Origin of the sequence: Ekhidna sp. (genome assembly GCF_964218185.1) — a bacterium.
Taxonomy (GTDB): Bacteria; Bacteroidota; Bacteroidia; order Cytophagales; family Cyclobacteriaceae; genus Ekhidna.
In genome coordinates this window covers 53,904-78,742 of sequence record NZ_CAXPLV010000003.1, presented here as the reverse complement: position 1 = coordinate 78,742, position 24,839 = coordinate 53,904, and the positions used below count along the sequence as shown (strand labels likewise).

Annotated in this window: 23 protein-coding genes; 17 read left to right on the top strand and 6 right to left on the bottom strand. The window is 42.3% G+C overall.

Annotated elements, in window-relative coordinates; translation table 11 throughout:
- Window positions 1–244: 244 nt before the first annotated feature.
- Window positions 245–967, bottom strand: a complete 723-nt coding sequence (locus ACEQZT_RS03460) for a hypothetical protein (RefSeq protein WP_370087268.1) — start codon at window positions 965–967, stop codon at window positions 245–247.
- Between the two features lie 79 nt (window positions 968–1,046).
- Between ACEQZT_RS03460 and ACEQZT_RS03455 the strand changes: the two genes are divergently transcribed.
- Window positions 1,047–2,663 carry a VRR-NUC domain-containing protein gene (locus ACEQZT_RS03455; protein WP_370087266.1) on the top strand — a complete coding sequence of 539 codons (1,617 nt, stop codon included), beginning with the start codon at window positions 1,047–1,049 and terminating at the stop codon, window positions 2,661–2,663.
- 26 nt (window positions 2,664–2,689) lie between these two features.
- Entirely contained in the window at window positions 2,690–3,808 is a 1,119-nt protein-coding gene (locus ACEQZT_RS03450) for an NAD(P)/FAD-dependent oxidoreductase (RefSeq protein ID WP_370087264.1), read from the top strand.
- On the opposite strand, the gene ACEQZT_RS03445 is transcribed toward ACEQZT_RS03450, so the two are convergent.
- Window positions 3,805–5,547: an ATP-binding protein gene (locus ACEQZT_RS03445; RefSeq protein WP_372530129.1), complete on the bottom strand. Its 1,743-nt coding sequence runs from the start codon at window positions 5,545–5,547 to the stop codon at window positions 3,805–3,807. The two genes, ACEQZT_RS03450 and ACEQZT_RS03445, sit on opposite strands and share 4 nt — an antisense overlap.
- A 172-nt stretch (window positions 5,548–5,719) precedes the next feature.
- On the opposite strand from ACEQZT_RS03445, the gene ACEQZT_RS03440 reads away from it, so the two are divergent.
- From ACEQZT_RS03440 to ACEQZT_RS03405, 8 genes are all read left to right on the top strand, one after another.
- The gene (locus ACEQZT_RS03440) at window positions 5,720–6,376 is read left to right on the top strand and encodes a hypothetical protein (protein WP_370087260.1); all 657 of its coding nucleotides are present in this window, start codon (window positions 5,720–5,722) and stop codon (window positions 6,374–6,376) included.
- Window positions 6,376–7,680, top strand: coding sequence for an ABC1 kinase family protein (locus tag ACEQZT_RS03435; protein WP_370087259.1), 1,305 nt, complete (start codon window positions 6,376–6,378; stop codon window positions 7,678–7,680). Before ACEQZT_RS03440 ends, ACEQZT_RS03435 begins: the two co-directional genes overlap by 1 nt.
- Window positions 7,681–7,739: 59 nt before the next feature.
- On the top strand, window positions 7,740–8,309 hold the full coding sequence (locus tag ACEQZT_RS03430; RefSeq protein WP_370087257.1) for a YkgJ family cysteine cluster protein: 570 nt from the start codon (window positions 7,740–7,742) through the stop codon (window positions 8,307–8,309).
- 53 nt (window positions 8,310–8,362) lie between these two features.
- Window positions 8,363–9,889 (top strand): Na+/H+ antiporter NhaC, encoded by a 1,527-nt coding sequence (gene nhaC, locus ACEQZT_RS03425; RefSeq protein WP_370087255.1) that lies wholly within the window; start codon window positions 8,363–8,365, stop codon window positions 9,887–9,889.
- Window positions 9,882–10,472 (top strand): 3'-5' exonuclease, encoded by a 591-nt coding sequence (locus tag ACEQZT_RS03420; RefSeq protein ID WP_370087253.1) that lies wholly within the window; start codon window positions 9,882–9,884, stop codon window positions 10,470–10,472. The genes nhaC and ACEQZT_RS03420 overlap by 8 nt, the downstream gene beginning before the upstream one ends.
- An 82-nt stretch (window positions 10,473–10,554) precedes the next feature.
- The gene (locus ACEQZT_RS03415) at window positions 10,555–12,768 is read left to right on the top strand and encodes a DUF5916 domain-containing protein (protein ID WP_370087251.1); all 2,214 of its coding nucleotides are present in this window, start codon (window positions 10,555–10,557) and stop codon (window positions 12,766–12,768) included.
- A gap of 23 nt (window positions 12,769–12,791) precedes the next feature.
- Entirely contained in the window at window positions 12,792–13,259 is a 468-nt protein-coding gene (locus tag ACEQZT_RS03410) for an SgcJ/EcaC family oxidoreductase (protein ID WP_370087249.1), read from the top strand.
- On the top strand, window positions 13,256–13,588 hold the full coding sequence (locus tag ACEQZT_RS03405; RefSeq protein WP_370087247.1) for a cupin domain-containing protein: 333 nt from the start codon (window positions 13,256–13,258) through the stop codon (window positions 13,586–13,588). The genes ACEQZT_RS03410 and ACEQZT_RS03405 overlap by 4 nt, the downstream gene beginning before the upstream one ends.
- Window positions 13,589–13,632: 44 nt before the next feature.
- Here ACEQZT_RS03405 and ACEQZT_RS03400 read toward each other — a convergent pair whose 3' ends face one another.
- The gene (locus ACEQZT_RS03400; RefSeq protein WP_370087245.1) at window positions 13,633–14,400 is read right to left on the bottom strand and encodes a hypothetical protein; all 768 of its coding nucleotides are present in this window, start codon (window positions 14,398–14,400) and stop codon (window positions 13,633–13,635) included.
- Window positions 14,401–14,494: 94 nt separating this feature from the next.
- Here ACEQZT_RS03400 and ACEQZT_RS03395 point away from each other — a divergent pair, with 94 nt between their 5' ends.
- Genes ACEQZT_RS03395 through ACEQZT_RS03385 form a run of 3 tightly spaced genes read left to right on the top strand, consistent with a single transcriptional unit; the run spans window position 14,495 to window position 16,919 of the window.
- Entirely contained in the window at window positions 14,495–14,818 is a 324-nt protein-coding gene (locus tag ACEQZT_RS03395) for a TraR/DksA family transcriptional regulator (protein WP_370087243.1), read from the top strand.
- A complete protein-coding gene (locus ACEQZT_RS03390; protein ID WP_370087241.1) occupies window positions 14,808–15,500 on the top strand; it encodes a diphthine--ammonia ligase in 693 nt (230 codons plus the stop codon). Before ACEQZT_RS03395 ends, ACEQZT_RS03390 begins: the two co-directional genes overlap by 11 nt.
- Window positions 15,501–16,919 carry an aspartate aminotransferase family protein gene (locus ACEQZT_RS03385; protein WP_370087240.1) on the top strand — a complete coding sequence of 473 codons (1,419 nt, stop codon included), beginning with the start codon at window positions 15,501–15,503 and terminating at the stop codon, window positions 16,917–16,919.
- Here ACEQZT_RS03385 and ACEQZT_RS03380 read toward each other — a convergent pair.
- Window positions 16,887–17,537 (bottom strand): CPBP family intramembrane glutamic endopeptidase, encoded by a 651-nt coding sequence (locus tag ACEQZT_RS03380; protein WP_370087238.1) that lies wholly within the window; start codon window positions 17,535–17,537, stop codon window positions 16,887–16,889. The genes ACEQZT_RS03385 and ACEQZT_RS03380 overlap by 33 nt on opposite strands.
- 63 nt (window positions 17,538–17,600) lie before the next feature.
- Between ACEQZT_RS03380 and ACEQZT_RS03375 the strand changes: the two genes are divergently transcribed.
- Window positions 17,601–19,340, top strand: coding sequence for an ABC transporter ATP-binding protein (locus ACEQZT_RS03375; RefSeq protein WP_370087236.1), 1,740 nt, complete (start codon window positions 17,601–17,603; stop codon window positions 19,338–19,340).
- 1 nt (window position 19,341) lies between these two features.
- Here ACEQZT_RS03375 and ACEQZT_RS03370 read toward each other — a convergent pair whose 3' ends face one another.
- Together ACEQZT_RS03370 and ACEQZT_RS03365 are read right to left on the bottom strand one after the other, a co-directional pair.
- On the bottom strand, window positions 19,342–20,034 hold the full coding sequence (locus ACEQZT_RS03370) for a LytR/AlgR family response regulator transcription factor (RefSeq protein ID WP_370087234.1): 693 nt from the start codon (window positions 20,032–20,034) through the stop codon (window positions 19,342–19,344).
- On the bottom strand, window positions 20,031–21,065 hold the full coding sequence (locus tag ACEQZT_RS03365; protein ID WP_370087232.1) for a sensor histidine kinase: 1,035 nt from the start codon (window positions 21,063–21,065) through the stop codon (window positions 20,031–20,033). Before ACEQZT_RS03365 ends, ACEQZT_RS03370 begins: the two co-directional genes overlap by 4 nt.
- A 204-nt stretch (window positions 21,066–21,269) precedes the next feature.
- Between ACEQZT_RS03365 and ACEQZT_RS03360 the strand changes: the two genes are divergently transcribed.
- From ACEQZT_RS03360 to ACEQZT_RS03350, 3 genes are all read left to right on the top strand, one after another.
- Window positions 21,270–22,970: a serine hydrolase domain-containing protein gene (locus tag ACEQZT_RS03360; protein ID WP_370087230.1), complete on the top strand. Its 1,701-nt coding sequence runs from the start codon at window positions 21,270–21,272 to the stop codon at window positions 22,968–22,970.
- The gene (locus tag ACEQZT_RS03355) at window positions 22,963–23,814 is read left to right on the top strand and encodes a CPBP family intramembrane glutamic endopeptidase (protein ID WP_370087229.1); all 852 of its coding nucleotides are present in this window, start codon (window positions 22,963–22,965) and stop codon (window positions 23,812–23,814) included. The genes ACEQZT_RS03360 and ACEQZT_RS03355 overlap by 8 nt, the downstream gene beginning before the upstream one ends.
- Window positions 23,815–23,903: 89 nt before the next feature.
- Window positions 23,904–24,701, top strand: a complete 798-nt coding sequence (locus ACEQZT_RS03350; protein WP_370087228.1) for a lysostaphin resistance A-like protein — start codon at window positions 23,904–23,906, stop codon at window positions 24,699–24,701.
- The last annotated feature ends 138 nt before the right edge of the window (window positions 24,702–24,839 follow it).

The window sequence follows — 24,839 nt, the reverse complement described above, 5'->3', positions numbered from 1 at the left end:
GCTAGCAAGAATGCGCCTGTGCATTTTTCTACTAATCTCATCTGAGCTTCACCGCTCCGCTACCCATTCTGAAAGTATCTATACTCCTAGCAACTGTTTTGCTTCTGGATTCAATCTTTCTATTTGCAGTGTTTCATAGCTACCGTTGTAGGTGTCGGGTACCTGCGCTATCTTAGAGTCTTTCTGCCACGTTCGGGGCGCACTCCTGCTAGCGTGGCGTTACAAATCAATTACCTATTCTTCATCACCCCCCAGCCAGCTCCAGTAACTTCTCGTATTCAGCTATGCGCTCCACATCACCTAGTCTTTTGGAAATGGTCAGGAGATTTCTGATTATATCCTTAGAGAAAGGGTCGTCATACCTTGCCAGTTCGTAGTGCTTGAGTGATTCCTCATAATAGCCCTTTGCCTTTAGCATGGTGGTCACATTCGTAGTACTCTCAAAGATTATGTCGCCAGCCTGCTTGTTTGTTTGCCCCAGATATAGACTTACCAAAGATGAAACCCCAAGCTCTTTTGCTAAAAGCAAATAACTAATTCGTTTGTCAAGCAAATTGGTCTTTTCATCAACTGTACCAGCTTTCTTTTCCAGCTTCAGGTAGTTATCCGCTTCTGCCATAAGGAGACGACTCAATTTAGTATAGGCCTCATCTATCTGCGGTTTCCAGGCGTCATCGTGATTGAGTACCACGGTTAAGTTTGAAAAAGCCATTTGCAAAGGATCAACTTCTGTATAATTACCAGAGGATTTCTCAGCTTTACTCAACCAGATCATCCCTCGGTAATAATAAATCTTAGCAATCGCAGTTTGCGTAAGCATGGATTTGATTTCATCCGCACTTTCAAAATCTTCCAATGCCTCATCATACTCGCCCACACTAAAATGTCTTATGCCTGAATCGACATAACTTTGAGTATAGGACAACAGTGCCGTTAAGAGAAATAATACAATTAAAATTGCTTTCATGCGAATTATGAGTGGCGGTTTATTATAATAATACCAATTTAACGAATTCAGTAACCCTAAAGCCATCAAGAATCATTCAATGTCTAAAAAAGATCCAATCATATTGCCTGAAAAGTACTATTTAGACTACTTCAAGTATGTACTGGATTTTGTAGAAAGACAATATGATCACATTCTTGATCAGCCGGAACACCTTTTTTATCAGGCATTTAGAAACCTATCTGAGCCAGCCCAGTGCCTTTATCTGCGCTTCTCAAATCGAAGAGGTATATTTTTTAGAATTAGCAAAATTAACTACTCTGAGATTCCCGATGTTCATAAAGCAAAAGAAGAACTCCTAAATCAAGAGTTCATTCAAATCAATGAAAGCGATGACCCTTCACAGTTCAATCTCTTCACCAAAAAAGAGCTAACTGAATACTTTGACTTCCTTCATCCTTCGCAAAAAAAGGACGAAATCTTAGCAGAACTCACTGAAGCTGACCTACCTGTTATTTATGAACGTGAAGAGATCGTCGAGGTACTCAAAAACGATGAGGTTGATTTCATCAAGCTTCTCTTCTTTGGTCATCGCGGTGGACGCATGACAGATTTTGTCGTTCGTGACGTTGGCAATGTGAAAATTGAAAAACTGGATGAGGCTAACTTTCAGCCCTGGTTTGGGTCACGGGAGGAAGCACTCGCAGTTATGCATATTTCACAGCTCCGGCGGATGATCTATGAAATTCTGGAAGCCGAGCTACCCCTGGAAGACTATCTGGAAGAAATGCCGTGGAGTTCCTGGCTTTCTTTTCCACGTTCTGCCAAATCAGCTGAAAAACTACTGCTTAAAATCGCTTACTACTTTGAGCAGCGGCAAATGGCTGATCATGCCCTACACTACTATTCCTTCACAAATAAGCCCCCGGCCAGAGAAAGAAAAGTACGAATACTTGAAAAATTGGGTCAAAAAGAAGAGGCAGTGAATATAGCCAGGGAAATGCTGGAGGAAGCTGTAAACGCATCTGAGCTCACTTTTGCTACGGATTTTCTGAATCGAAAAGGAGTAAGAATTAACCGCAGCATGACAGAGCGATTAAAAGGTGCTTCAAGTATTTCCATTCCAACCCCCGAAAATCGTGTGGAAGATGCGGTGCTTGAATACTTCTCAAAAGAGGGATGGCATGGTGTGCACGCAGAAAATTACATCTGGAGAGGACTCTTCGGACTTACTTTCTGGGAAATCATCTTTGACACTTCGCACGGCTCCTTTCATCACCCCCTGCAAAGACAACCATCTGACCTGAATGATGCATCTTTTTTTGAAGCAAGACAAGACCTCCTTAAGGATCAGCTCAGCAAATTCAGAACCAGAGATCAGCTTACCAAACACATCAATCATCTGCACGATCTAAAACATGGGATTGCGAACAGGTTTGTGACATGGCATGAGGAGTTACTTCCCACCCTCATCCTGATGATTCAGAAGCTTCCTCTCGCCGGGCTCAAAAAGGTGCTGCTGGAAATGTCCAAGAACATGAAAGAAAACAGTGCTGGGTTCCCCGATCTGTTTCTGTGGAATGATGCTAGCTATCAATTTTATGAAGTGAAGTCCCCCAACGATCAACTCTCTGCCCAGCAGCTTTTTTGGCTGGATTTTTTATCTTCAGCCAAAATCAGAACAGAGGTTTTGAGAGTTCACTATTTGAATGAGTAATTTTCAGCTTCATTAAATAAAATCACGTGCATAGCCTCTGGGAACAACAATCTTTTCTTTCATCCGACATTATAGTTATCGGTGCGGGTATAACCGGATTATCTACAGCTGCCAGCCTCAAGGAGCTAGATCCGGCTCTCAATGTGACCGTATTGGAACGAGGGATTCTACCAACAGGAGCAAGCACTAAAAATGCTGGATTTGCCTGCTTTGGAAGTGTCTCTGAACTTTTGAATGATATTGATTCTCTGGGTGAGGAAGGAATGGTAAACCTGGTGATGAAACGCTGGGATGGGTTGCAGAAGACCTGCCAAAGGCTAGGCAGAAGTGAAATTGACCTACAGGTTAAAAGCGGCTATGAATTGATCTTTGATCAGGATTCAAAAGTTGTAAATCAGGTGGAGAAAGTAAATGATTTGCTTCATGATTTCTTTGGAAAGGAAGTCTTCCACCTGGCCAACGATAAGATTTCCTCGTTTGGTTTTGGAAACACTTCACACCTGATTGAGAATACATTCGAAGGGCAAATCGATACCGGGAGGATGATGGCAACTCTTTGGCACTATTGCAATCAATTAGGCATCAAGGTACACACGGGATGTACAGTGGATTCAATCGAAGAGAATGATAATGGTGTGACGGTTAGATGCGGAGACTATGCCTTTAAGGGAAAGAAAGTCGCCGTATGTACCAATGCATTTACGAAAAAGCTCCTACCAGATCATCAACTTGATATTGTGCCCGGGCGTGGAGTAGTGATGAGTATTCGGACAGAAAAGCCTTTAAAGTTTGAAGGCACATTCCATTATGATGAAGGCTATTACTACTTCCGCGATTACTATGGCAAACTTCTATTTGGTGGTGCTAGAAACCTGGCATTAAAGGACGAAGAGACATTTGAGTTTGGCATTAACTCCGTAATCAAAGAAAAGTTGGTGAAGGATATTGAAAATGTGATCCTGCCGGATCAGAGCTATCAAATTGAAATGGAATGGTCTGGTATCATGGCTTTTGGGGCTAACAAGTCGCCAATTGTACAGCAGGCATCAGAAAACATTGTGTTGGGTGTAAGGCTTGGCGGTATGGGTGTAGCTATTGGGAGCCTGGTTGGTGAGGAAGTCGCAGAACTGATCATCAACTCCTAAACGGTCAATTTCACAAAAAACGTACTCCCCTTACCTTCTTCTGACTCCAGCCATACTTTTCCTCCCAAATCCTGAACGTATTTTTTCACAATGGATAGGCCAAGCCCGGTAGACACCTCACCGGCGGTAGGCTTTGCACTCAGCTTTTGAAATTTGTTGAATACCTTCTTCTTGTCCTCCTCAGAAAATCCTGGACCCTCATCTGAAATTCTGAAGAGCACATTATCATATTCACATTTTGAGGAAAGTGAGACCATTGTATTTGGCTCGGAAAATTTAACTGCATTGGAAATTAGATTCTCCAACACGAGCAGAAGCAGAAGGTGATCCGTTCGGATAATATTGTGATTTTCACAAAGCTCAACAGTTAATTCAATATTCTTCTTAGCTGCAATAGGCCTATACCTCTGCCCTACATCTCGCATGATTTCAGAAACATCCACACGCTCCTGCAGCACTTTGATTCTTGTCTCCTCAAGTCCATCTACATCCAGAATTTTCGTCACCATCTGATTGATTCGTTCCGCACTTATTGAGACTTGAGAAAGCATCTTTACCTCCACCTCTGAGAATTGATCCTTCATGTTTTGGTTTACAATATCAACTACCATCATAATCTGGCTGAGAGGAGATCGGATATCATGAGCCAGGATTTTTACCAGATTGTTTTTTTCTTCATTGAGTGCGACGAGCTGCGCATTTCTATTCATCAGCTGCTGATTCTTAACCCTTATATCCTTTTGCTGTTCTTCAATTCTGTCCTTTTGTCCTACAAGCAATCGTGTGGTTTTCTGATTGTTATAAAAGAGGTAGCCAATGACGACAAAGAAGATCAATATAACTATCACACCCACAATTAGCGTTTGTTGAAAGGCTTGTCCCTCCTCTAGCTTAAGGTTAGCATTCTTTATCAGTGCCAACTGCAACTCTTTCTCCTTAGTCAGGATCGATGTACTGAGTTCAGGGCCTCCATACAGGTTATCTATAAATTCATAAAGTTCCTCACCCAGGTATTTCGAGATGATCTTTGCAATGGCCGCTTTTGAGTTAGGGTCGGTTAAAAATTCGTCCAAATCACTTTTCCATATGCTGCTGTCCGGCAGAATAAAAGCGTATCCATCACCTTGTGTATTGAAGAAATTTTGTCTGGTAACTTCACCTCCCTTTTGGATAAGCATGAGATAAATAGGTAAGTCAATAAAGCCAAAACGATTTGGAGCGCTCATCACTCCATCCAAAATATTCATATCACTGGTGATATAAACCACTTCAAAGTCTATTCCTGTATCTGCTTTTAAGTTTCTTAAAAGTGTTTCGTACTTTGTCCCGCGGATTGTAACTGCGGTTAAGCTACGGATCATCTCGAGTTTTTCTTCGATCGTATTCACAATTGGTGTCCCCTCGCTGGATACCAATACGGTAATGTCCGGCAAATAAGTCTCGGTAAACTGGGCATAACCTTTTCTATCGGCAGTGATCGATAGCGCAGAAGCACCCACAATGTTCGGGTCGTCATTGGCCTTTACCCGATCTAAAATGTTGATGAAATTTTCAGCCTTGGTGAAGGTCAAGCCAATAGACTCACCCTTCATATTTTTCATATACTCTTTGAATAGTTCAAACATTTCAGGCTCAATGCCGGAAATATTTCCATTTCCATCTTCCTCTATGAAAGGTGTAGAGGTAAACCAAACAACTTCAAGGTTCCGCTGATTTTGATTGGATATTTCAGAACCCAACAAACAAAACAAAAAGCAGAATAATGCTAATAAAAAGGCTAAAAGGCGGTGCATGCATTAAAGATGTACAATTTGCTACTTACTAAAAATTTCCACTTACTGTTTTTGAGAAATAACTCTAAAAAGTAAAACCATAGCTACAGCCGGAGTGTTATATCTCAAACGATTCGCCATGGCAAAAAAACCAATAACAAAATCTTCGATTCAAAAAGGATATCAGGACTTCCTCTTAACTGAAGGCAAAGCTCCCCAAACGGTGAGGATTTTCACAAAGCATATGAAAATCTCAGATGATGATTTTTTCAAACACTTTGGATCTCTAAAAAACATAGAGAAGTCTATTTGGGATGAATATTATCAGCAGACCTTTAGGATCGTTCAAAACGATCCTGAGTTTGAGGAAATGGATGCTAGAGAGAAACACCTCTCTTTTCTTTATACATTTCTAGAAATCGTTAAATCTGACAGATCCTATATCTTATACAAGCTAGAAAATAAAAAGCCACATGAGTTGCCAATTGAACTGGCTCAGACTCAAAAAATCATCTCCCATGCAACAATTGAATGGGCTAAAACTTTTGATTATCTACCTGGCAAAGCTCAAAACATCACACAATCTGCCTACAAGCAGGTTTTGTGGTCTCATACCATAGCCACCCTCTTTTTCTGGATCCGAGATGATTCCGCAAATGCTGCCGATACCGATGTTTTCATTGAGAAGACGACACGAACTGCTTTTGACATTGGAGAACTACCAGCGTTAGATTCCATCATTGACCTTAGCAAATTTTTCCTTCAAAGAATGGGATTTTCTAAAGCATCAGCATAATGTCAAAAGAACTAGATCGAATTCCGATTGGAAAAGTGAGGCGAGCAAGTAAGTTCGTCACCACAGGAGCAAAAGTTGGTGCAAATTACGTGAAGGCCTACAGCAAGGCTGCCTTCAAAGGGAAGCTGGATCAGAATGAGCTTGATAATGACAATGCCAGAGATATTTATGATTCCTTGAGCGAACTAAAAGGGAGTGCACTTAAGATGGCTCAGCTCCTTAGCATGGATCAAAACGTGCTGCCAAAAGCTTACTCAGATAAATTTGCTATGGCACAATATAGTGCTCCTCCTCTATCCTACCCATTGGTCAAGAAGACTTTCATCGAGAATCTTGGGAAAGAACCAAACGAGATTTTTGATGTATTCGGTAAAACTGCCAGCAACGCAGCATCAATGGGGCAAGTTCACAAGGCTGAGTTGAATGGACAAAAACTCGCAGTGAAGGTGCAGTATCCGGGTGTGGCAGATAGCATAAAAAGTGACTTAAAGCTAGCCAAGCCCTTTGCCTTAAAACTGATGAATGTAAAAGGCAAAGATGTGGATCCATACATGAATGAGGTAGAAGAAAAGCTTCTTGAGGAAGCTGATTACAATCTGGAGCTCCGGCAATCGATGGATTTCGCACAAAAATGCAAAACTATTAATGGGGTATTCTTCCCTACTTATCTTCCTGAACTATCATCCCATCAAATTCTGACCATGAGTTGGCTTAAGGGTGAACCTATAGGAGCCTGGATGAAGAGAGAACAAAAGCAAGACGACAGAAACAAGCTGGGTCAGATACTTTGGAACTTTTACATGTTTCAAATGCATACGCTGCGGATGATGCACGCAGACCCTCACCCCGGAAATTTTATTATTGATGAGCAAAATAATCTCGGTGTTATTGATTTTGGATGCATCAAACATATCCCGAACGATTTTTATGAGGCCTACTTTGAGTTAGCGAATTACGAAGTGCTAAATAATCCGGAAAGGGTCAATCAGCTGTTCAGACAACTGGAGATTATTCGTTCAAGTGATACTGAAAAAGATGTCAAAATCGTCACCAGGATGTTCACCGATTTGATTCGATTGCTGTCGCGACCATTTAATCAGGGACATTTTGATTTTAGTGATGATACCTATTTCACGGAGATCTATCTCAAAGGAGAAGCTATTTCGAAGGATCCGGAGATGAGTAGGCTTCAAGCTCGTGGCTCTCGACACTTTATCTATTTCAATCGCACATTCTTTGGGCTTTACAACATTCTTCATTCTTTAAAAGCTGAAGTAGATTGCTCGAAAAATGGAGTGACCTAAATTCAATAACCAACACTATATTCGCGGCGATTTACATGTCGGTGTATCGCAAAGTCCAAATGGTGGAAAAGGTTTTTCGTCAGGCGGAAAAGGATGTAGCCACCTTTCAGCAAGCTACTGGTTTAAAATGTCAAACAGGTTGTGGTATGTGCTGCCTGAAACCTGATATTTCTGCCACTATTTTGGAGTTTATGCCGCTGGCTTATTATCTATACAAGCAAGACCAGGCACACCAATGGCTTAATCAAATTCAAAACTCAGGTAGCTCCATTTGTATGAATCTCAATGCTTTAACTATCAGCGATTCGGAAGGATTCTGCAAGAACTATAAATACCGTGGGATGATCTGCAGGCTATTTGGCTTTTCGGCAATGCTGGGCAAAAATAAAACTCCCCAACTGGTGACCTGTAAAACCATCAAAAGCCAATCTCCGGAAAATGTAGCCTCTGCAAACAATCACTTGCAATCCGGAAGACCAGTACCAATTATCAGTAGATACTATGATCAGCTTCGAGGTATCGATCCTGATTTGGGTCGGAATTTAATCCCAATCAACAAAGCAATCGAAGAAGCAATCAAAGTGGTTTTGGGCTACTATGCCTATCGCCATCCCCGACGAACCGGATGATTCTGTACTTTGAAGTTCGATTAATTGAAATTTGCTATCTCAAATAGCATCAAATGTCCTATTTTCGAGGGTTCGAGAAAACACCTGGAATGACAACAAAACGCGAACCCACTTTATTCGAATCTTTTATCCCCATTATTTTCCTGATCCTTCTCCTTGTGATAAACGTAGGAATTTTCGGTAGTGAGGCGCTCGGAGGTTCCAATCAAATCGTACTAATTCTTTCCGCTGGTGTAGCAACCATTGTCGCTTTTAGGATAGGGTTTAAGTGGCAGGAAATTCAAGACGGTATCGTCAAGAGCATCAGTTCAGCGATGGCATCTATCCTCATTTTATTGCTAATAGGATCTCTGGCTGGCACCTGGATGCTGAGTGGGGTTGTTCCGGCTATGATCTACTATGGACTCCAAATTCTCAACCCAACGATTTTTTTGGTGGCAGCATGTATCGTATGTTCCATTGTTTCAGTAGCAACGGGTAGCTCCTGGACTACAGCAGCTACCGTAGGTATAGCATTAATCGGTATTGGTCAGGCACTCGGTATCTCAGAAGGGTTGGTTGCCGGCGCGATTCTATCAGGCGCCTATTTTGGAGATAAAATGTCGCCCCTTTCAGATACAACTAATCTGGCACCAGCGATGGCAGGGACAGACTTGTTTACTCACATTCGCTACATGACCATCACCACTGTACCTTCTATTCTTCTTGCTCTAATCATATTTCTTGTCATTGGATTTACAAACTCCGCTGACGGAGCAATCGAAGGCAAGGCTGCAATCCTATCCGCTATTGATGGTGCATTCAATATCAATGGCTGGCTTTTCATTGTACCTGTCGTAGTTGTGGTATTAATTGTGAAAAAGATGCCTGCCCTCCCAGCTCTTTTAATTGGAACTCTACTAGGAGCGATTTTCGCATTGATATTCCAACCTGATCTTGTGGCTCAGGTAGCAGCAACGGCAAGCTTCGATGGTAAACTTTATGATGAATTTTATAGCATGTCCCCTACGCTTACCAATGGATTTATCGGAACCATGCAGGCCATGTTTGGTGATATTGCATTTACGACGGGCAATGCAGTGCTGGACGATCAAGGACTTTTGAGTGCTTCAGGTATGGCTGGTATGCTAGGCACCATCTGGCTAATCATTTCAGCGATGATCTTTGGTGGTGTGATGGAAGGTGCAGGAATGTTAAAGCGAATTGCAGCAGCAATTATATCCAAAGTGAACTCTACAGGATCGCTTGTCACATCTACAGTAGGAACATGTATTTTCTTCAATGGTACTGCTTCTGATCAGTACTTGGCACTTGTGGTGCCTGGAAGAATGTATGCGGATACTTATAAGAAAAAAGGACTTGCTCCCGAAAACCTGAGTAGAACACTTGAGGACTCGGGCACTGTTACATCGGTATTGATTCCATGGAATACGTGCGGCGCATATCATTCGAGTGTCCTGGGTGTTTCCACAGGCACTTATTTCATGTACTGCTTCTTCAATATTATCAGTCCATTCATGACCATCCTGGTGGCGTACACAGGGTATAAAATCAAAAAGTTGAGCGGAAAAGGTGAATAGTCGCTTTGCCGAACATATCACCAAAGAAGACATACGAGCACTCCCTTTGCTCGCATTCGAAGGGAACATTCACATCCTGGATACTGAGGAAGATTGCAAAAAAGCAGTTCAAGAGCTTAGAAAGTTTGAAACCTTAGGGTTTGATACAGAGAAAAAGCCAACTTTCAACAAGGGTGAGTACAATCATACTGCCATGGTGCAGCTCTCGACCATGGAAGATGCCTACTTGTTCAGGCTGAATAATATGGGTTATCCCTCATCACTTTTCGAGCTGATGAGCGATCCATCCATTTTGAAGCTAGGTATTAGCATTGATGATGATCTGAAAGACCTTAACAAGGCTCGAAAGTTTAAACCTAAAAACTTCACAGACCTCAACGATGTGGTTCGCGAACTCGGTGTGAAACACATGGGTGTAAAAAAGCTTGCAGCTGTATTCCTGGAATCAAGAATCTCCAAAAATCAGCAGGTTTCAAACTGGGAAGCCGAGACCCTCACCCCATCACAGCAAAAATATGCCGCCACCGATGCGTGGATTTGTCTGGCTATCTATAATCAACTCAAACGAAAAGGGTATATCTGAACCCCGATAGATCTTCACCTCTTTTTTCCGCTCATCAGAAAGTGGATTTAATTATTTAGACCTGCCAATACTTTTGCCCCCGATGAAGAGATTTTTTTGGCTGGTTTGCATTGTACCTATATGGTTAAATGCACAAGAAGAAGCCTATCACATTACGTCTACCAATGAACCCATCAAAATTGATGGCGTATTGGATGAAAACACCTGGAGCAATGTCCAGGTCATCGAAAACTTTCATCAGTATTTCCCTAGTGATTCTGTACCCGCTAACTCACGCGTTGAGATACGCATGACCTATGATGAGAGTTACCTTTATGTGAGTGCCAAAATGTATAATCTCTCAGATGATCGAATCTATGCTGTTCCTAGCCTTCGAAGAGACTACAGAGGAAATTTTGATGGAATCACCATAGAAATTGATCCATTTCAGGACAATACCAATGCCTTTCAATTCGGCATAAATCCGTACGGTGTGCAACGTGAAGGGCTCATCAGCAATGGGGGTGTCAGAGGTGATGATTTGGCCTTGTCATGGGACAATAAGTGGTTGGCGGAAGCAAAGCAGTATCCGGGTTATTGGATAGCCGAAGCTGCAATTCCGTTCAAGACGCTGAGGTTTAAGCCCGGTAGTGATCGCTGGAACATCAATTTCTATCGAATTGATTCTGAAGAAGGAGAGCGATCGACCTGGACACGTATACCACGTAACTTTCTGATTTTATCACTGGCCTTCATGAAGGAGCTGGTTTGGGACGAACCGCTCGAAAAATCAGGGCCAAACGTTTCACTAATTCCCTACATTTCAGCTGGTACCAAGCAAGACAATGACGCAGAGAACACTAACCGTATAAATAATTTTTCATATGGTGGTGACGCCAAAATTGCAGTAAGTCCATCATTGAATCTTGATTTAACCTTTAATCCTGATTTTTCTCAGGTTGAATTGGATCAGCAAGTGACTGACCTGAACCGGTTTGAGCTCTTTTTCCCGGAGAGAAGACAGTTCTTCCTAGAAAATGCAGACCTCTTTGAAAGTTTTGGCCATCCGTTTTATTCTCGTCCATTTTTCTCTAGAAGAATCGGGATTGCCCGCGATGAATCAACGGGACAGAACATTCAAAATCAGATCTATGCAGGAGCTAGACTTAGTGGGAAGCTTGATAAGAATTGGCGAATAGGAATTCTGAATATGCAATCTGCCGAAGACAATGAAATAAATCTCCCCAGCATCAACTACACTGTAGGTGCTGTTCAAAGAAAGATATTTGGACGCTCTAACATTGGCGCCATTTTCGTAAACAAACAAACGTTTGAAAGCTACGCAGAAAATGACACTACACCCTACACCGGGTGGAATCGACTGGCTGGTGTTGACTATAACATTGCTTCCAGCAATGGTAAATGGAATGGAAAAGTGATGTATCATCATTCTTTTGATGAGAGTGGTAGCAAACCAGGTCAGGGATCGCACACGGGATTCCTTGGATATTCTTCAAAAAAGTGGATTGGAAGCTGGGCACATGTTTATGTTGGAGAGAACCATAATGCAGAAGTGGGATTTGTCCCACGACCTGGCATTTTCCGTATCAATCCGGATTTCGGGAGAAACTTTTTCCCCTCAAGAGGATATTTCAATTCGATTGAGCTGAAGGCAGAGGCCGAATACATCTGGACAGTGGATGGACAAATCACCGATCGGAAGTTTGCAGTCAATTTCAATTCCGGATTATCAAATACCGGAAGGTTAAGTGCCTCAATTGAACAAAATCACACCTTTCTTTTGGATCCCTTTGACCCTACTCAAACAAATGGTCCTGAGTTGAATGCATTTACTGGTTATACCTATCACAGTTTTAATTTTTCTTACAGTTCTGATCAACGAAAAGTATTCAATTACAATATCAATGGATACCTTGGTGAATACTTTAATGGAAACAGACAAAGCATAGGTGCAAACCTGGGTTACCGCTTTCAACCCATCCTGGATATCAATGTCAACATGGTTTACAATCGCATCCGACTACCTGGAGACTTTAAGGATGTCAACCTGTGGCTGATTGGCCCGAGACTGGATCTTACGCTTACCAAATCTATTTTCTTTACCAACTTCATTCAGTACAATAGCCAAATTGATAACATCAACATTAACTCACGTTTTCAATGGCGTTTTGCACCGGTTTCTGACCTCTTCATTGTGTACACGGACAACTATGGGACGGAACAGTTTTCTGACATGGGCTTGAGACGAAAAAACCACGCCTTAATCCTAAAAATGACGTATTGGATTAACTTATAGCCTTATCTCATCGTAAGAATGGTATGCAAAGAATCTATTCACTAATCATTATCACTGGGCTCATCTGCTTGTCTTGCGCTACTGAACCACATTCAAAATTGGTTCCAGAAGAAATTAAAAACATTAGTGAAACTTATGTAAATGGATGGCTTGATGGTGACAGTGCCAAAGTATTGAACCTATTTGCTGAAGATGCCACGATCATCCCCAGTGGAATGGAGCCGATTCTAGGGATAGAAAATATAAGGGATTACTGGTTTCCCAATGACAGTTCTATAACCACAATCCATTCATATGAGGTTGAGCTTTTAGAGTTAAAAGAAACTGATTCCATGGCTTATTCACTGGAAAAAGGAGTATTGAATTTCACCTATACCAAAGATGATTTTACCATGACCAGAGCGTCAACTTCCCATGCTTCCACTGTTTATAAAAAACAAACTGATGGAACCTGGAAAATTATTTCAAGAATGTGGACCCAACTCAAATGATCTTTAGAAACCTAGACCAAATAAATCCGAAAGAATTACTTCCGGGATACACTGTTCGTTTTGTTCATTCGGAGCGCATGACATTAGCTTATTGGGATGTAAAGGCTGGAAGTCCTCTTCCCGAACATTCACATGAGCATGAACAAGTAGCTAATGTGCTTGAGGGGGAATACGAATTGACAGTAGATGGCGAAACAAGAAGATTGAAACCCGGAGATGTGGCGGTTATTCCGTCGAATGTGCTCCATTCAGGTATGGCCATAACAGACTGCAAGCTCATGGATGTGTTTGCGCCGGTGAGAGAAGATTACCAAGAAACCAGTAACTAAAAAGGCGCTCGATTTGAGCGCCTTTTAAATTTTTTAAGTTTGAATTAGCTAGGCCAGTTTCCTGAGTCGGTTACGTTTCCTTCGCTATCATAGTAGGCATAAGTTCCTGCTGTACCAGTGCTGTTCCATGTTGCCTGATAATAGATGCTTCCACTTTGCTCTATTTCCATAGAACCTGATTCATCAGCTCCCAACTCTATTGTTAGCTTGAAGTCACCTTCAGAATCCTCCACAACAAAATCAAATGATCCATCTGCATTTTCATTCCAAGTATACTTTAATATAACATTAGAGCTAATGCTGCTTTCGCTAAGATCGGAAGTATAAAGTTCCATGTAACCTTGCTTCAATTCTGTTTTCGACTCTTCAGCATACAAGAAAAGCTCAAAAGGTGATCCATTTTCGGAGAAGAAAATCTGGAAAGTATACTTGCTGGATGTTTCACATATCTGAAAAGCTACTGAGAATATTTCACCTTGTTCGCTCATGGTATAGGTATACACCAGCGCATTTCCACCACATGTTCCAACAGGTACATTGGATTGTGCTGCTCCCTCTGGTTGATCAAAAAGATAAAACCACACGGACATTAGGTTAGCCACTGACAATTGAGATCCAATCAAAGATGCATTGGCGTCAGTGGTTGCAAGCAGGTTGTTGATCAGCGTTTGGCTTATTGGTGGATTTGTGGCGTCAAATGAAAATTCAACGTCAATAATTTCAATAGTAGCGTCATCGTCCTTACTACAAGAAATGCTGAATATTAAACTGAAAATAATCAGCGCAAAAGTGAGTTTTTGAATAGTTTTCATAAATAATAGTCTATTAATATTCAAAATTATTCTTCTTTTAATTCAAAACGTCAAGTCCGAAAACGAAAACTTCATTTTTACATACATTTAGGAAATGAAAGTCGATGAAATCAGGAAAAAGATCGAGGAAGAAATCGCTAAAACCGAACAGCTAATAGCAGACTACAAGGAACAATCTAAACCTGTAGCACTTGATAATTCCATAGGTCGGATTTCTCGTATGGACGCCATCAACAACAAGAGCATAACTGAGTCAGCACTTCGTCAGGCTGAGGCTAAACTCTCCAAACTTCATCAGGCGCTAGATAATTTTGATAAACCAGGTTTTGGTCTTTGCATTAAATGCAAACAACCCATTCCAATTGGCAGAATATTATTGATGCCAGAAAGCAATAAATGCGTGAATTGTGCTCGATAAAAAGAAAACTGTTTTCCACTGGAGTTCAGGAAAAGATTCTGCTTTAGCACTCCATCAGTTACTTCAAAAAGAGGAAATTGAAGTCTCTCATCTGGTTACTACCATCAATCAATCGTTACAGCGCGTCACCATGCATGGTACCCCTGTAGATTTAGTTAAACGTCAATTAGCATCCATTGACCTCCCCTTCTCATTTATCGAGTTACCTGAAAACCCGTCGATGGAAGTATATGAAGAATGTATGAAGGATCATATGCAAAAATTAAAATCCGAAGGAATCACACATGCAGCCTTTGGAGACATTTTTTTGGAAGATCTCAAGGCATACCGGGAGAACGAAATGAAAGCCCTGGGATTTGATTGCCAATTTCCTTTATGGAAAAAAGATACGAGAACCTTAATTCATGAATTCATTGAGCTAGGATTCAAAGCCATAACTGTCTGCGTTAATGATGAGCTCGGCAGCAAGTTTCTAGGTCGCCAGATAGACAATGAATTCTTGAACAACCTTCCCTATTCAATAGATCCGTGTGGTGAAAATGGTGAGTTTCACACTTTTTGCTATGATGGTCCTATTTTCAAAAAACCTATTGAGTTTAAACTGGGTGAAAAAGTGAAACGATCTTATCCCGAACCATCCGGAGATGGTCACGTTAATTTTTGGTTTATTGATCTTATGTAAATGAATGAAAATCAACTAAAAGACTATCTGGATCAGGCTTGGCAAATGATCCAGAGAAATGGATTTGATAATCCTAAAAAAGTACTTCTTAAAAATGAGCCAACTGAAATCAAGCAGCTGCTGTCGCAAGATTTACCCATCAACCCTACTGATTTCTCGAATCTCATTACGGACTTTGAACAACAAATACTTCCAGGACTTAACTACAATACCAGTCCAAATTTTGGAGCTTACATAACAGGAAGTGGAAATAAGGTAGGTGCACTGGCTGATTTTTTAAAATCATTCTATAATCAAAATGGGCTTAAGTGGAACAATTCGCCGATTACCTCTGAGTTGGAGCAATTAGTGATTAGATGGGTTGCTGAATTCTGCATGGTGGCTGATCATAATACTGGTGTTCTCACCTCAGGAGGTTCCATGTCCAACCTAATGTCCATTCATTTTGCGCTCGCTAAAAAGTATCCGAATCGGGAAATGAACGGATTGTTCGGTTCTTACAAATTCACGGTTTATTCCTCAGATCAAACACATTCCAGTATAGATCGGGCGATGGTATTTCTTGGGTTGGGTAGAAATCAATTGCGTAAAATTCAAACAAATGATCACTTCCACATTGATATTGATGCTCTTGAGAAGGCAATAATGGATGACCTAAAAGCTGGAAATGTACCGCTCGTCGTGATAGGAAATGCAGGTACAACCAATACCGGATCGATTGATCCATTGAACGAAATAGCAGAAGTGGCCAAAAAGTATGATATCTGGTTTCATGTGGATGGAGCTTACGGACTGCCGGCCATCCGATTACCAGAACTTTCTTCGCAATTTCAAGGTGTTGAAAAAGCAGATTCAATCATCATCAATCCACATAAATGGATGTACGTACCTTTCGAAGCTAGTTGTGTTCTTTTGAAAGAGATACCTGAAGCCATCCATTTTTCTCCTGATTATCTCTTTACAGAAAACCCGGGAGACCGATGGGAGTCATCAAACCATACCATCGAATTATCAAAAGAGTTTCGAGCGCTTAAAGTGTGGTTTACACTAAAGTATTATGGTGTGAATCAATTGACTAGTTATATAAAGCATGATATAAACATGATTCAATATCTAGCTGAAAAACTAGCGACAGATTTTCAGGTAGAACCTAATCATGATTTATCAATCCTTTGCTTTAGATACGATGATCCTTCAAAGGATGATATTGATAACGAGCGCATCAATATCGAGGCATTAAGAACGATTGAATCAGAAGGCAATATTTTCATAACAGGAACCAAACTGCATGGAAAAACTCATTTGAGGGTGTATTACGGAAATCCTGAAAGGACGGAAGAAGATGTGGACTATATGGTTGATGTGATAAAGAGTACTTTTAATCAATTAGCCAAGCGGAACCGTATAGTACAGAACTAGAAAAATCAGATTGGTAGTTGCATGGGATAGCATGCTCCAGATTAATCCATACCTAACTCGAGTATAGGTGAGAAACAATCCTGCTACTAATTGAGGAGATACAGCAATAGGAATCAGCCAAAAGGGCATCTCCTCTTTAAAGTTCCAAACGTGCGCGTATCCAAATGCAAATATGGAAGCGTAAACAATTATTGGAAAACAATTGGTCCAAACCCTCAAGACGATTCTTAATGTTCTGAATCTATTTTTACCCAAAGCCTCTGCTAAGTCAATTACCAGAATAAGTGGATAAAATCTTCGAAGTGTGATAAAACCTCTGAAGAGAATTTCTTCAACAATTGGGGCAAATACCACTGCACCTAACAAAACCAGAGCGATCGACATTTTGTCTACCAGTTCTTCAATAGCATGATCAGGAAAGAATAAAATTCCAGCCTCCTCCATTCCATAAACAATAAGACCGACCGGAATCACAACAATCAGTTCAATTAAAACTATTCTTAAAACAGCTTTTAACTTATTAGAATTGGAAACATCATTGTATTTAAAGTCTCCAGGCGATTTTAGGAAATTCAAAATCAATTTTCCTTGCTTTCTTAGATGAGATGTAAGACTCACGAGAATTATTTTTAATCGATTGGGGTTAGTAGTAAATCTCGAATATACCTATCATCAGAATAAATGAGCAAAAACAAAAACGTCACCTTCGCCTGGGCGGTCAGAAATATCATTTGGCCAAGAAGAAAAACCATCCTCATTGGGCTTCTACTAATCATCATAAGCAGACCAGCAGGACTGGTCTTACCTGCGGCAACCAAGTATTTATTAGATGATGCGGTCCCAAACAAAGACTTTGCAATGCTCAAATTGATTGTCATTGTTATTGTGATCTCCCTTGCTGTGCAGGCGGTCTCATCCTTTTTGCTCACCCGTATCCTGAGTGTTGAAGCGCAGTTTCTGATCTCTGAACTTCGGGTTAAAGTCCAGAAGAAAATCCTTTCCCTCCCGATCAACTTCTTTGACAACAATAAGTCCGGTGCATTAGTATCCAGAATTATGACAGATGTGGAAGGGGTCAGAAACCTTGTCGGGACAGGATTGGTCCAACTCATAGGAGGTACAATCACCTCTATCTTGGCACTAATACTCCTCATCAACATCAGTCCTTCGATGACCATTTTCACATTGGTCCCGGTTGGTCTTTTTGCAGTCATTGCACTTAAAGCTTTTGGAAGAATCCGACCTATCTTCCGAGAACGAGGCAAGCTCAATGCTGAAGTCACTGGTAGACTAACAGAAACCTTAAATGGTGTTCGTGTTATCAAGGGATTCAATGCAGAGGAATCGGAAAACAAGACCTTCGAAGACGGAGCAAGAAGATTGTATGAAAATGTAAAATCAAGCCTAACCGCCACTGCTGTTGTTACCAGCTCGGGTACGTTCCTGATTGGTTTTGCCAGTGCAGGCATTCTGGCCATGGGCGGTTATTTCATGATTGAAAATGAATTGACCTCTGGCGAGCTTATCTCCTTCATTTCACTGCTTGCGTTTATGATCGCTCCCATTGTACAGATGAGCAACATTGGATCGCAACTAACCGAAGCTTTTGCTGGCCTGGATCGAACAGAGGAAATCATGAAAATGGATCCGGAAGACATGACCGAAGACCGCCCAATCATGTTGAAAGAAGTGAAAGGAGATATTGAATTCAGAAATGTCTCTTTTGCCTATGAAGAAGGTAAAGAAGTGTTAAAAAATATTTCCTTCCATGCCCCTCCGGGTTCCGTTACCGCGCTGGTTGGAAGTTCCGGTTCGGGCAAATCAACCACAGCAAGCCTTGCTGCAACGTTCCTAAGTGCCAAAAAAGGAATCGTTTCCATCGATGGACACGACATCACTAAGGTGAACCTTTCGAGCTATCGAAGGCATTTAGGTGTAGTACTACAAGATGACTTCCTGTTTGAAGGCACTATCAGGGAGAACATCCTTTTCCCGCGACCCAATGCAACAGAAGAAGAACTGCAGGCAGCCGTGAAAGGTGCATACGTAAATGAATTCACTGATCGATTTGAGGATGGGCTGGATACGGTCATTGGTGAAAGAGGTGTAAAGCTATCCGGTGGACAAAAGCAACGAATATCCATTGCCCGTGCCTTGCTTGCCAATCCGAAAATCATCATCCTGGATGAGGCCACCTCCAACCTGGATACCGAAAGTGAGACGTACATCCAGAAAAGTTTGGATGGACTGATGAAAGACCGAACCACGTTCGTCATTGCCCATAGATTAAGTACCATCAAAAAAGCTGATCAGATTCTGGTCATTGAGGATGGACAGATCGTCGAACGTGGCACTCACGATGAACTGATTGCGAAAGAAGGGCGCTACTTTGAATTGTATACTTATCAGAGTAGGATATAGATCATTGGAATCTTTCCATCACTTCTTTCCGAAAGGACGAACCAATGGGAATGACCTTCTCTCCTATCTTGAGTTGATGTACTTCTACTTTGTTCACCTTAGCAGTGGAAACCGCGTAGGATCGATGGGTCTGAATGAACCGGTCGTCTACCTTCGCCAGTGCATCCTTCATGGTGCATAAAACCATGATGGATTCCTTATCAGTGACGAATTTCGTGTAGTTACCATCTGCCTCCAGGTACAGGATATCCTGCAAATTAATCCGATGGATCGTAGTGCCACTTTTTACGGAGATGATCTTCTCCTCCTCGGATGCATTGCCAACCGGAGAGGTCATTGTGGGCTTAGCTGCGTATTCCACCTTATTCACTGCCTTCAGAAAGCGACTGAATGCAATAGGCTTCATCAGGTAATCCAGCGCATCAACAGCGTAGCTTTTCACTGCATATTCACTATACGCGGTTGTAAAAATCACCTTGGGCTTATGTGTCAGCGTTTCCAGCAATTCGAATCCATTCAGGCTCTGCATGTTGATATCCAGAAAGATCAAATCCACCCGGTTCTTTTCGAGAAAGTCTGCCGCCTGCACCGGGTTGGTAAATGTGGCAACCATCTCCAGCTTATCCACCTTATCGGCATGCATCTCAATCACCTTGAGCGCATGTACTTCATCATCTATCGCAACACATTTCATAACGACTGGAAAATAACTAATCTAACACTAAACGTCTCCTCCTGCTCATTCACTTTCAGCGAATGTTGGTCCGGGTAAATGAGATTCAAACGCTTTTTCACGTTAGTTAATCCTACACCGCTGGAAGGGATCGTCTCCGTACGTTCAGCCTTTTGGTTTTTTACCTCGAAAACAAAGTGTGATTCCTCAAATGCAATGCGTATCTCGATCGTCGTTTTGGCCTGGCTTGATACGCCGTACTTAAATGCATTCTCCACAAAGGGGATCAGCAGCATCGGGGCAATGTAAAAACTGGAGACTGTCTCTGGATGTTCAAATTGTACCTTTACTTGCTTGTTGAACCGAAGCTGCTGCAGGTAGATGTAGTCGCTGATGTATTGAATTTCTTCCTGCAGCGCTACCTTATCCTCTCCCGTTTTATCAAAAACATAACGCATCATTTCAGACAAAACACTGATCCCTTCAGCCGTCTGCTCATCACCTGACTGCAGCGACATGGAATACAGATTATTCAATGCGTTGAATAAAAAGTGAGGGTTGATTTGACTTTTTAACACGTCCAACTCTGAACGTAGCTGATGCTCATTGATCATTCTTTTAGTGCGCTCATTGGCAAACCAATCTTTAGAAAAACGATAAGCAAATGCTACAATCACGACAAGGATATGCGTAAACAGCACCATCACCACCAGCTCTGACCAAACGATACTGTCTATGAGGTATCCATCGGATCGGTAAAATGCAGCATCAATGAGTACTTCAACCGAAGAAACAAGGACAAAAAGAACAATCAGGCGGGCAATGAATATACTTGTACCCTTTTTCAAGGTGACAGGGATCAGGTAAAAGGCTATGCCATAAAACAGGATAAGATTGAATAGTGTACCAACCAGCGAAGGCCAAAGCAACGAGCCATTGCCGGAATTAAACACCCCAAAGGTGAGATCAAAGGGCTGATAGTTCAGCAGCAACAAGCCAAGCACAACAACTGCCAGGTGAACAACCCATTCAAAAGCTTTTATTTCTTTCATTACCATCCAAAAATACGTCGTATCCACTTTCGAACGGTCTGTGGTTGATCAACACGTGCGCATACTTGATGAACACATCCAAAAACTACGCGAACACACCGATCAATTTCTTGTGGGTACTCATCATGAAAACAGAAAGGCTGGTGTATCTCATTTTATGATGTTGAATATTCCCTCGAACCTTGGGTTAAACTCAATAAAACGATGAAAAAATCCATTCTACTATTGCTTCTACTTTGCTGCCAGCAGATCCTGACAGCACAAACCGATCTTGCATCCATACAGACAGAATTTAAGGAGCGCATCACCAAAAGCATGAAAAAACGCAAGGTTATGGGCGCTACTGTTGCAGTGGTTTCTTCCGATGGTGTACTCTGGATCGACAACTTCGGCTATGCAGATGCTGAAAATGAAAAACCGATTACCGAAGAGACGCTGTTTGGCATTGGTTCGGTGACGAAAGTATTCACCTCTGCTGCAGTGATGCAATTGGCAGAGCAGAAAAAGCTAAACATTGACCAACCCCTCAGTCAATACCTACCCTCCTTTCAAATGAAGGATCATTCCGATGGTGTGACTCCACGAAACATGCTGACCCACCACTCCGGACTGCCTTCAGACATTTTCAAAGGGATGTTTAGCGAGCAGCCGGAAGACTACAAGTATCTGGTCAACTACATCAACGAGGAATACATGGCTGGTGAACCGAATCAAATCAGGGCGTACTCAAACCCTGGCTATACCCTGCTGGGACACATGATTGCCGAAGTGAGCGGAATAGAGTACCCGGAATATGTTCAAAACAACATCTTACAGCCCCTTGGCATGAAAAGCTCCGCTTTTAATATGCTGGATCAAGCCAGTGAGACCTATGACGGCAAAGGCAAGCAAAAGTCAGATGTGAACCTCAGAGACACCCCTGCAGGCGGATTGTTCACTTCATCCAAAGACCTTTCTAAATTCCTGCAAGCCTTCCTAAGTCAATCCTCGGATTTGTTGCAACCCGACACCTACCAGCAGATTTTGGAGCAGCAGCACAAAGACACCCCATTGGACTTTGGTGATCGCTATGCCCTGGGTTGGAGCATGACCAGCCGTCCACATGCCGGAGACATCTATTACCATACCGGCACTACACTGTACTTCAATGCGGCCATGGCCTTCTCTCCATCGGCTGATGTGGGCGTTATCATTTTGACGAACTCAGCCAATGGCCGAAGTGTGTACAAAGAAGTGCATAGCATCATTGATAAGGTGGCAGCAAGTAAAGGACTGCCAAAAGCTGAGCGTGAATCCGTAGTAATGGGAGCCAAGAAGCGAGTTAAAACGGCCCCAGAAAAGCTGGATCAATATACCGGCATCTATGCCGCACCAGGAGCTTATTTCGATTTGTATCGCAAAAACAAAAAGCTATTCATGAAGTTACAAGGTTTGCGACTGGAGCTGATCCCTGTGGAGAACAACCAGTTTATCCCTAAAGTCATCCTCCTCCACCTGATTCCCATACGCCTGGGTGACCAGCGGGTGATGTTCGAAGAAGTGGATGGCTACCCGCTCATGACCAATCTGGAGGAAGGAAGTCCCAAAGAATTGATTGCGACCCGATTTGATAAGCAAGAGATACCGGAAGTCTGGTCTTCCAGAGCAGGTGAATATGAGATTGTCAATCCGCTTCCCGGTGAAATCCCCTTCTTTGGAGACTTCAAAATCATTGAAAAAGACGGACTGCTGGTGTTCGCCTTCAAAACAACCGCTGATGGTCAGAAAATCGAAATGGTGATGGACATCATCGATGATAAACGTGCGAAGGTGTTTGGGCTGGGCCGATACGGTGGACAATCGATCACCTACAACGACGGAATCATCAAAGCATTTGGTAACAAACTAAAGAAGATCAATGAATAAGCTAAAACAACTCAGCAACAAAGGATGGCAGTTTGTCGCTCTGACGGTGGCACTATCCTCCATTCCATATTACTTCATCATCAGCGATGGCGATACCGGCACCAGCTGGACCCTCTTGCTGATGTGGATGCCGGGACTGGCAGCCATTATTCTTAGGTTGGTTAAGAAGGAAGGGTTATTTAGTAATCTGGTTTGGAACCCATTCAAAGGCTGGAAATGGATTTTGCTTGCGGCATTTATTCCGTTTACTATTGAGATTCTGACCATCATTATTAGCGTACTCACAGGAGCAGCACAACTCAAGGAGGGATTTATCACCATGGAAGAGGGGCTGGTTGCCCTGAAAGGCATGGCCATGCTGTTGGGTGCCTCCCCACAGCCCTGGTATGTATTCGTCCCTAATTTCATCCTCTCTTATTTTGTGGGAATGCTACTTTACAGCCTGTTCATTGCCTTTGGAGAAGAGTTTGGATGGAGAGGCTATCTGCAAAAGGAATGGGCATCCACCAACTCATTGTTTGGATTCCTGATCATTGGTGTGATATGGGGCTGGTGGCACCTGCCGGGTATTTTGCTGGGCCACAACTATCCGGACTACCCGGTGCTTGGAGGGATCGTGCTCATGCCTATGGTGACCGTCCTGTTTTCCATTGCATTTGGTGTGGCTTTCAACAAACAGCGCGTAATCTGGGTGCCGGTGATCTTCCACGGGGCAGTCAATATCAGTGCAGAGATTTCCAATGTGGGATTGGTAGGAGAAACAATGAACCGGCCATTGAACGATGTGATATGGACCGGACTTTGGATGATTGCTACATTTGTAGTTTGGGTTAAAAGGAGGTGACGAAGGTCATCTCTTTTGTTCTTTAACACAATGATTTTACAATACCAATTTATTGATTCACACCAATAATATAACATTGAAAAACTACGATGAGTAAGGTTAATGATTTTCTTGTTACATATCCGGTATATGGATTCCTGTTGATTACACTTCTGGTTTCTTTGTTTTCTTTCATGTTGATGCTGAAGATTCCCGGAGCTCAATCTCCGGAATCATTGACAGGTTTGCCCGTGTGGCTTATTGCTATCTGGAGCCCGAATGTGGCTGCTATCTTCATCTGGATCGCCCAGGATAAGGTGATGTCGAGTATACGACAAGCATTTTCAATTCCACCATTTTCATGGTGTATGCTTTTGGTTTTCATTCCAATCCTTGTGGCCGGGCTGCTTTTGTTTATCGAGGCGAGAAAAGGCCATGCCATTGAATGGTCGAACTTTAAGATGAGCTACCTCTTGCCACTCTTAGTGATCAACCTGTTCATGGGTCCACTTGGTGAAGAACTGGGATGGCGGGCATTGTTGTACCCGACTTTTAAGCTTAGCTATGGGTGGATGGGTGCCGCCCTGCTTGTCGGAGTGATTTGGGCTTTATGGCATGCCCCACTTTGGTTTTTGGATTCGCCACAGGCAAAGATTCCCTTTTGGGCTTTTGCTGTCAATGTGGTTCTATTGAGTATCCTGATGTCCATGATTTACAATCATTCGCAGGGATCCATTTTAGTGATCGTGTTGCTTCATTTGACTTTTAATTTCAGTCTGGGAGTTATCGACATCCTTGGCTCTCATTCACCCGGTGAGTTCGTGATCAGGAGCTTGTATATCTACCTCCCGATGGTGCTCATTCTGGTTGGCATCCATGAATGGACGTCTACCGCGAAATGTTTGTGAGTGTTCGCATCTGGAAAGTTTGTCTCCATTCTGTATAAATCCTCCCCCAACCCTCTCCAAAGGGGGATACATAAAGGAACTATTCTTTTTGAGCTATTCCCTCTTAATAAAAGGGGGGCAGGGGGTTGTTAAGTGCAA